Annotated in this window: 8 protein-coding genes; 5 read left to right on the forward strand and 3 right to left on the reverse strand. The window is 47.0% G+C overall.

The annotated features are described in order from the left end of the window. Window positions 1-104: 104 nt before the first annotated feature. Window positions 105-2057 carry a tetratricopeptide repeat protein gene (locus A3750_RS09930; protein ID WP_068464246.1) on the forward strand — a complete coding sequence of 651 codons (1953 nt, stop codon included), beginning with the start codon at window positions 105-107 and terminating at the stop codon, window positions 2055-2057. Between the two features lie 4 nt (window positions 2058-2061). Here A3750_RS09930 and A3750_RS09935 read toward each other — a convergent pair whose 3' ends face one another. Next, window positions 2062-2751 (reverse strand): DUF2064 domain-containing protein, encoded by a 690-nt coding sequence (locus tag A3750_RS09935; protein ID WP_068455479.1) that lies wholly within the window; start codon window positions 2749-2751, stop codon window positions 2062-2064. A 50-nt stretch (window positions 2752-2801) separates the two neighbouring features. On the opposite strand from A3750_RS09935, the gene A3750_RS09940 reads away from it, so the two are divergent. The 4 genes from A3750_RS09940 to A3750_RS09955 all read left to right on the forward strand — a co-directional run bounded on the left by A3750_RS09940 (window position 2802) and on the right by A3750_RS09955 (window position 6434). Next, entirely contained in the window at window positions 2802-3932 is a 1131-nt protein-coding gene (locus tag A3750_RS09940; protein WP_068455482.1) for a hypothetical protein, read from the forward strand. Window positions 3933-4033: 101 nt separating this feature from the next. Next, window positions 4034-4900 (forward strand): 6-carboxytetrahydropterin synthase, encoded by an 867-nt coding sequence (locus A3750_RS09945; RefSeq protein WP_068455485.1) that lies wholly within the window; start codon window positions 4034-4036, stop codon window positions 4898-4900. Between the two features lie 39 nt (window positions 4901-4939). Further along, window positions 4940-5911: a phospholipase A gene (locus A3750_RS09950; protein WP_068464249.1), complete on the forward strand. Its 972-nt coding sequence runs from the start codon at window positions 4940-4942 to the stop codon at window positions 5909-5911. 61 nt (window positions 5912-5972) lie between these two features. Then, on the forward strand, window positions 5973-6434 hold the full coding sequence (locus A3750_RS09955) for a DUF3429 domain-containing protein (RefSeq protein WP_068457617.1): 462 nt from the start codon (window positions 5973-5975) through the stop codon (window positions 6432-6434). Between the two features lie 64 nt (window positions 6435-6498). Here the strand turns inward: A3750_RS09955 and A3750_RS09960 are convergent, their stop codons facing one another. Both A3750_RS09960 and A3750_RS09965 read right to left on the reverse strand, forming a co-directional pair. Continuing rightward, entirely contained in the window at window positions 6499-6966 is a 468-nt protein-coding gene (locus A3750_RS09960) for a DUF4174 domain-containing protein (RefSeq protein WP_068457614.1), read from the reverse strand. Between the two features lie 380 nt (window positions 6967-7346). Continuing rightward, a partial coding sequence (locus A3750_RS09965; protein WP_068548223.1) for a M48 family metallopeptidase occupies window positions 7347-8034 on the reverse strand: 688 nt, incomplete at its 5' end.

Raw genomic sequence — 8034 nt, forward strand, 5'->3', positions numbered from 1 at the left:
TAATTATTTGTAAATGTCACCAAGATTGGCACGTACTTCGCTGTACAGAGTGTAAGTGATTTTGAACTCTTCTAATTTGATAAATAGCGGAAAAGGTTTACCTCATGCTGCAACAAAACGGCTCAATGACTGTCCATCAAAGTTCTCGAGTCAGCCGCGAAAAAGCTGCTGATCTTGCTCGGCGCCTGGTTCAAGTAAACCAGGACTACAATACGCTTCAACAGGAAGAGAATGCGGCGGACTATATCCGCAACAGCCTCTTAAATGAGCTGCTCTCTCGTATTGAATCGATTCTTGACGAAGACTTGCCGCAAGCGTCAGCGCTTAACCTTGCGGGTCGTATTGCTTTCGACCTTTCTTTGCATCAATTGGCAAAAGATTATTTTACCCGTGCAAACAATTTAGAGACATCTAAGGCAACGTACCTGCTCAATTTAGCCAATGCCGAAGCCACTCTCGGTCATTATCAGCAAGCAGACGAATACTTTGCTGAGGTCCTCAGACTCGACAAACATAATCTCTCCGCATTTATTGGCATTGCATACTGCATGCTTCAGTTGGGTCAATATGACAAGGCCTTTCTGCACTACCGAAGCATCATTGCATTTGGGCACAGCGATGCCCTAATTCATGACCAAACAGCAGAGTGCATCGAAAATCTGAGTTGCAACAGCTACACACAGGAGCTTGAGCTATTTGTACTGTATTTGTTATCGCTCAACGACATCGATACGAGTCGAATTGTTAAGTTCTCAGCAGAGCTGCTGACGCACAAATATGACCTTAAGAATCCAGACTGTGTGTTGGACATTAATCAACTCGTTCAGGATCAGCTGCTTATTGCCATCCTTGAAACTGGCGTCGTTGCGGAACCGCACTTTGAAGAGTTAGTCACACAGCTTCGCCTATCAATTTTAACCGAAGCTGTTATTGGCCAATCGTTGCGTGACGCCCTGCTTCCTCTTGCCATGGCTATCGGCTGTTACGCCAGTCATACCGATTACGCACTCGTACTGAATCAAGATGAAGAAAAAGAGATTGGCTTACTAAAACTGAAAGTCGCTCAGCAAATCGGTTACCAAGGTATTGCGGTTGATGATATTGCGGGCGCTTTAATCATTCTTGCGATGTACGAAGCACTATATGTTCAAAGTTTTTCATTTGAACTATTGGCACTTGAACACCTCGAGTGGCCAACAGGTATGCAGAATCTTATGAAGGTCACTCTTTACGAGCTAAGTGAGGAGCACCAAGCACGGCACGAACTCTTTGGCCAAACCATGACCGAACTGCTCGACAATGGAATCACGCGCAGTAGCAAGCGCTGGAAGCCGATTCCTGCTCCAAGGCAAGTGAGTTTTTTCCAAACAATGCAGCAGCAACTGGCTCCGCAGACACCCCCTCGTTCGTGGCATAACAAAACAATACGGGTTCTTTTGCTGGCATGTGGCTCAGGCCAAAAAGCATTCCAATATGCGAGTCAGTTTTCGTCTGTCTCTATTTTTGCTGCGGATTCTAATCAAGTCGATATGGCCTATGCCCATGCGCAGGTTAAATCACTCGCCCTAACAAATCTGAGCTACGCGGTCGCTGACTATGCGCTTCCTCCGCAAGACCTAGAGCCATTTGACTATATAGAGTTCGGTGAAGGGTTCGATTTTGCACACCTCGATGAGTGGATGAAGCTATTGTCGAGTGATGGCATTGCTCGTGTTATTCTTCCGGGAATTGCAAGTCGAGAAATCACCGGGATCCTCAGCGACCTAGTACGCGCAAGAGGGATGCACCCGAGCCTTGAGAACATTCGCCTTATCAGAAACTCTATTTTGCTTGAGCGCTCTAGTGAACTCTGGGAGCGATTATTCGATAACCCTCAGTTCTACAGTGGTTCCGGTTGCAGAGATTTGATTTTCAAAAACAAACTGGCGTTTTTCGATGTAGATAAGTCCTATGGTTTACTAAAAAAGGCCGGTTTAATCTCTGTAAAAGATCCGAAGATCGACACCTCGGTAGATAATACGATTAACCAAATAGACTTATTCGCAACAAAAGTATAACGAATTAGTTATTCCAGGCGCTGGCTTGCCAGCGCCTCCAATCTACTTCGTCGTCAACATCAAAACGTGTTGCTAGTAGATGAGTCTTCAAGCCCGCGCTCCGCATAATGTCTTGAGTTTGCTGGCAAACTTCATCTGTTCCCCAGAGTACATCACGAAAACCGCTCAAAGACAGCGGCAAATTGTCACCCGCAGTATTCGGCCGCTTTAGGCCGATGAGCCCGTAGCCCCCGTCCTCCGTGGCACCAAGAACTACATCAGCGTGCGAAAGTGCCTCTTCGGCTGACGCGAGATAATCCAAATCCAAAACAGGAAAGTCACTTCCAACAATAAACGCTCGATCCGCCACCTCAAGCCCCTTTCCCAAGGCCACCCGCATTCGATCACCCAGAGTTTGACCGTCCTGCAAAAAGGCTTCTTGGAAAATCAGGCCTTGCTGTTTATAAACATCAAGCCCTGACTGATAAGCCGAATCGGAAGTGTGTCCGCCGACGCCACCGACGCCAAGCCAAAGATGCTGGATGTGATCATTGCCTTGCTCGCTAATGTATCGGGATAATTGTGTATTTACCGCAATCGTCAATCGCTTATGTGCAACAAGTGCTGCCTCATCGCCTATCGTCGCCGCAAGGCGCGTTTTAACTTTACCAAGCAAGGGCAACTTTACGAATTGAATCCAAACGGTGCTAGGCATTTTCTCTCGCTGTGGTAGTGTAATGGGATAGATCAAGACTAAAAAAATACATGCTATTCGACTCCGACTTTAAAGAACAGTTCCAAGACATTCGCTGCTTTGACGACTCTGAAGTAACTGGTACGCTGCGTGACCTATACGATAGTACGCGGCTGGACTTCGTCTTTAGCCACCTTTTTCCTGGCGAACAGATCGAAACAACAGGCTTGTTTCGTTGTAAAAATATCGAAGAAATTCAGTCGTGGCTGATCACGACATTGGTTCCCAAACTGGCAAGCACATATTCAAATTTGAGCATTCAAGGATTAGACAAGCTCAGCTCTGACCGAAAATATATTTTTGTCTCAAATCATCGCGATATTGCCATGGATCCCTTACTCGTCAATATCGCGTTGGATAAATGCGGACACACAACTGCGCATAACGCGATTGGGGACAACCTGCTGCTGAGCGTCACGGGAACGCGAATGGCATTGTTAAACAAATGCTTCCGTGTAGCACGCTCAGTTAGAAGCCCCAAGGCAATGCTGCTAGCACTAAAAAAGCAGGCTGCATATATTCGCCACGTTCATTCTGTGTTCGAGCATAATGTGTGGATTGCACAACGCGAGGGTCGTGCCCTTGATGGTGTTGATTCTACAAATCCGGCACTGATCAAAATGCTACTGCTTGGCAGTGACAAATCGTCGCAAGTAGAAACCTCTAATGCGCTAAACATTTGCCCCGTCACCCTTTCCTACGAATGGGATCCATGTGACATGAGCAAAGCAACGCGTCTCATCAAAGATGAAACTCTCAGTACCGATGAAAAATTAGCAAACGACAAACTCGACATACTGAATGGAATGCTTGGTTACAAGGGCAAGATTACAGTTCGGTTTGGCGAACCGGTTTGCTTAGCAACTGATCCAGGGATTCAGCAGCTTCCCGATACTCTTGCAGGCGCGATTGATCGCCAGATCCGAGACAACTATGCGCTCTATCCTGTAAACACGTTGGCGAATAAACTCGTGTGTAACCAGTTCACCCTCCCCGCCTCCCTAAGCGAACAAGAGATCAGTGCAGCAGACCTATTACTTCAACGTCTCAACGCAGATTCATTCTCAGATTCGCTCTCACAGGCTCAGAAAAACGTTGTATCCGCATACGCGCAGCCGGCAATCGCTTCGAGCAACAAATAACAAGCGAATTAATGCTGTGCGAGCGATGGTTTTGCGCTTAAACTTTGGTAGACTCCACGGCGTTTTATCTAACCAACCAGTCAATTTAAGCAGGCCGGCGCATGAACAAGCTTTTCGTTCAAAATTTAACTGTGATCGATTTTTCGTATTTCGATGCTTCGCGCGGCATACTTGGAGAAAGCTGGATTGTCGACATTGAGCTTGAAGGCGAGCTTGATGAACAAGGCATGGTGTTCGATTTCGGACACGTTAAGAAACAAATTAAGGAAATCATCGACCAAGAGCTCGACCACCGTTTTGCGCTTTCGGTACATCTTAAAAATTTGCATGTAGAAAAAACGCAACGGAAAGTTCGTCTTGCGTGGGATTCGCAATTTGGCCACTTCGAGCATGAATCACCGCGCGATGCGGTTGTATTGCTTGAAGCGAAAACAATCAATCCGAAGACGGTTGCCAAGTACCTAGAATCAGTTATCAAACCCGCTTTGCCAGAGAACGTAACCCGGGTATCACTACACCTTTATGAAGAGCAAATCGATGGCGCTTATTATCACTACAGCCATGGGTTAAAAAAGCATTTAGGCAATTGTCAGCGTATCGTTCACGGACATCGTTCAAGGATCGAAATCTACGAGAACCACCAGCGCTGCTCCGATCTTGAAGATTATTGGTCTGCTTGTTTCCGAAATATTTATCTAGGTACTGCGGACGATATTCAAAACGAGACTGACATTGATGGCAAACCCCACACAACCTTCGCGTATACAGCTCAGCAAGGGCGATTCAAGCTAACGCTGCCCACTAAACGTGTCTATATAATTGATACTGACTCTACCGTAGAACTGATTGCCGCGCACATAGCAAATAAATGCGCCGAGAAGAAACCAAATAATCATTACCTCGTCAAAGCCTATGAGGGCGTAGGCAAAGGCGCAATTGCAGAAAGGTCCTCTAACCTTAAGCGCTAAAGAACAAAGTATTAGAACGAACGTTTGGGAGTTTCAGAAATGCGGCTAGGACGATGCTTAACGGTACTGTTTTTAACGATTTGGAGCGCAACAGCGACCGCTGAAGAAAGCGCCACCGAATTAGAACAAAGAGCCGAAAGCCCTGTTCCCGTTCAAGAGGCAACCGCGCCTGTGTACGACGAGCTTCCGCTGCGTTTTACTCAAGAGCGAAACACCGAATACTTAGAGTATGTTATCACCCCTCACCGCTCAAACTACATTTTACCGTTTAGCTATCAAGAAAAACCAAATAACGAGCCTTGGTCGTCAGGTACAGACTATTTGGAAGAAAATCCCTTTGAAAATACCGAAATAAAACTCCAGATAAGCTTTAAGGTCCCCCTTCTCGAGACCAGTATGCTGCATCCTGAAGACGGTGTTTACTTCGGCTTTACAATGAAGTCATTTTGGCAGGCATACAATAGCGAGATATCTGCACCGTTTCGTGAAACCAATTACCGACCAGAGATTTTCTATCAAACGCCCATCAACCTCCCCGATCTGAATGGTGCGTTCTTCTTCCGAACCGGTTTTGAGCACGAGAGCAACGGGCGTAGTCAGCTACTTAGCCGTAGCTGGAATCGAGCCTATGTTGGACTTGGCTTCATTCGACCGAACTGGGCCATTTATATACAGCCCTGGTACAGAATACCGGAAGATGAAAAGGTGGATGATGGCGATCCCTCAACGCCGCCTCCTGCAAAAGGCGACGACAACCCGGATATCGAAGACTATTACGGCCATTTTGAGCTGAAAGCGGCGTACGAGCGATCAGACTATCAAATTGGTACACTTATTCGGAGCAATACGAAAACGCACAAAGGCGCTTTCGAGCTATCTTACAGCTTTCCACTTCATGGTCGTCTACGTGGCCTTGTCCAATATTTTGATGGATATGGAGAGAGCTTGATTGACTACAACTATCGCATGCAACGTTACAGTGTAGGCATTTTGTTGACGGACTTTCTTTAAGAGATCTCAAGACGATCTCACGCCGTATTCTTTACTCTAAACTGAATAGGACTCGCAGACCATGCAAACCGTTTCTTCTGCATTAAACGCGACAATGACATGGGGGGCCGCTCCGTTTGTCATTCTGTCTCTACTCGCATGGCTCGTACCAGAGCAATATTTGCTGCATGTGCAAATTGGCTTTCTTGCTTATAGCATAATGATCTTTAGTTTCATGACGGGAATAATTTGGGGTGGACGTTTGATGACCCCTAGTTCGGAGGATGATCGTCCAAAGAGCTTCCTGCTCGCCATTGGTAGCTTTCTATTTGTACTATGCGTCGCTGTACTAACGTACTTGGCTGGCTCACTTGTCGGTTTCGTGATGCTTACTGCTGCATACCTTGCTTTACCGTCGATCGAGAAAATCTCAGAGTTGCGTTTTCCAGCGAATTATTTGGAACTGCGACGAAAGATAAATCGAACCGTTGTTGTAAGCCATGTTGTGATCTGCGTCCATGCGATTCAGCCGCATGTTGCTTGAGCCGCAGTCTGAACTCATCAGTCGCGTGGTTAGTCAGCCCTAAGCTTAAGGCACGTTACTAGACCTAAGCCGCGCTGCAACTCATGTTTGGACGCGTCGCCTTCTCAATGCGTCGCATCGGCATCGCGTCAACAAGCCGCAACAAATCGTTCGCATTCAATGGCATGTGCGCTCTCAGCTTCACCCTGCCGTCTTTACCTACTAACACCAGCAGCTCGGAGTACGCTCCAACCTCCAGCTCATCTCTCAAGAACGACACATCTTCGTTGGTGAGCATGTCGCCATCGATCACCGCATTTCCATTACCATTGCCAACGACCGTCAAAACCTCAATGTCACGCTTATAAAATTCGCATTCGAACTGTGCAAATGCCGAAAGCTGCTGGAGAAATTTAGGATGTGTTGAGGAACTTGTGAACAATAAGATTGGTCGTGTATCAAATAGATAGCCGTCTAAAGAGCCTGCTGCGACGTTAGAAGACGTAAAAATGAAAGACAAACACAAAATGCGAAACAAAGAACGTACTTGCATAGCGGTCACCTCTTTAAACCGAAGTCTCCAGGTAAGTACTCCTCTTCTTAGTCGATAAGATTACCTAAGACCAAAGAAAACCGTTCAATTTTTTGTAAGTTCTTGTGACCTAAATGAATGGCCTGAGCGCAGTGGATCGCTTTTTACATGCTCTTGAACGACCTAGAAACAAAAAAAGCGCGTTTAATTAGGGCTCGTTTGACGAGCATGATGCCCTTGCTTTCGCCGTTAACGATTGCCTCAACGAATCGAGTGCGGACATGTTAAGTCAGACCAGCTGTGGGTGCCGTCAGTTCGCAGCCGCGTTTAATCAGCGCGTACTTAGCTGTTGGTATGTCACCAAAATGAATAAGTTTCGCGTAAGGGTGCTCAAGACACCTTTAAGGACGACGGCAATTGGGTAAGACGCCCTTTTCAAGCGCCGCCTGATACACAGAGTTCGCCTGTGGCAGCTCTTGTGTTAACTCTTGAATTCGAGTCTCGTTAGACGGGTGCGTAGACATAAATTCCGGTGGTGCATTCCCACCCGACGCTTTCTTCATTTCTTTCCATAACTCGACGGCCTGCGACGGATCGAAGCCTGCTTTTGCCATTAAATAGAGACCAATCGTGTCCGCCTCACTCTCATGGGTGCGACTATATGGCAGGAGCACACCATACTGTGCTCCCAAGCCGAGGGCGGCGAGCGCGGTAGATTCATATTCATGGCCATCAAGAAGCACCGTAGTGGCCTGCTGTGCCAACTGGCTTGTCATAGAGAGCGAGACACGCTCCGCACCGTGCCGTGCATCAACATGACCGACCTCATGCCCCATCACTGCTGCAAGTTGTGATGGATTCTGAGCAAGTTTTATCATTCCTGTATGCACACCAATTTTCTTGCCGGGCAACGCAAATGCATTTGGCGAGGCATCGTCAAAAACCTTCACTTCCCACGCTTTTGGATCTCGACTATCTGCTAGAAGAATCGCATCAGCAATGCATCGAACATAGGAGTAGGATTCCCCGGACGAGATCGCCTTTTGCTCGCTACTCATTGCCGCAAAAGAGTCTGCTCCCATCTGGTTC

The organism is Oleiphilus sp. HI0079 (assembly GCF_001635105.1).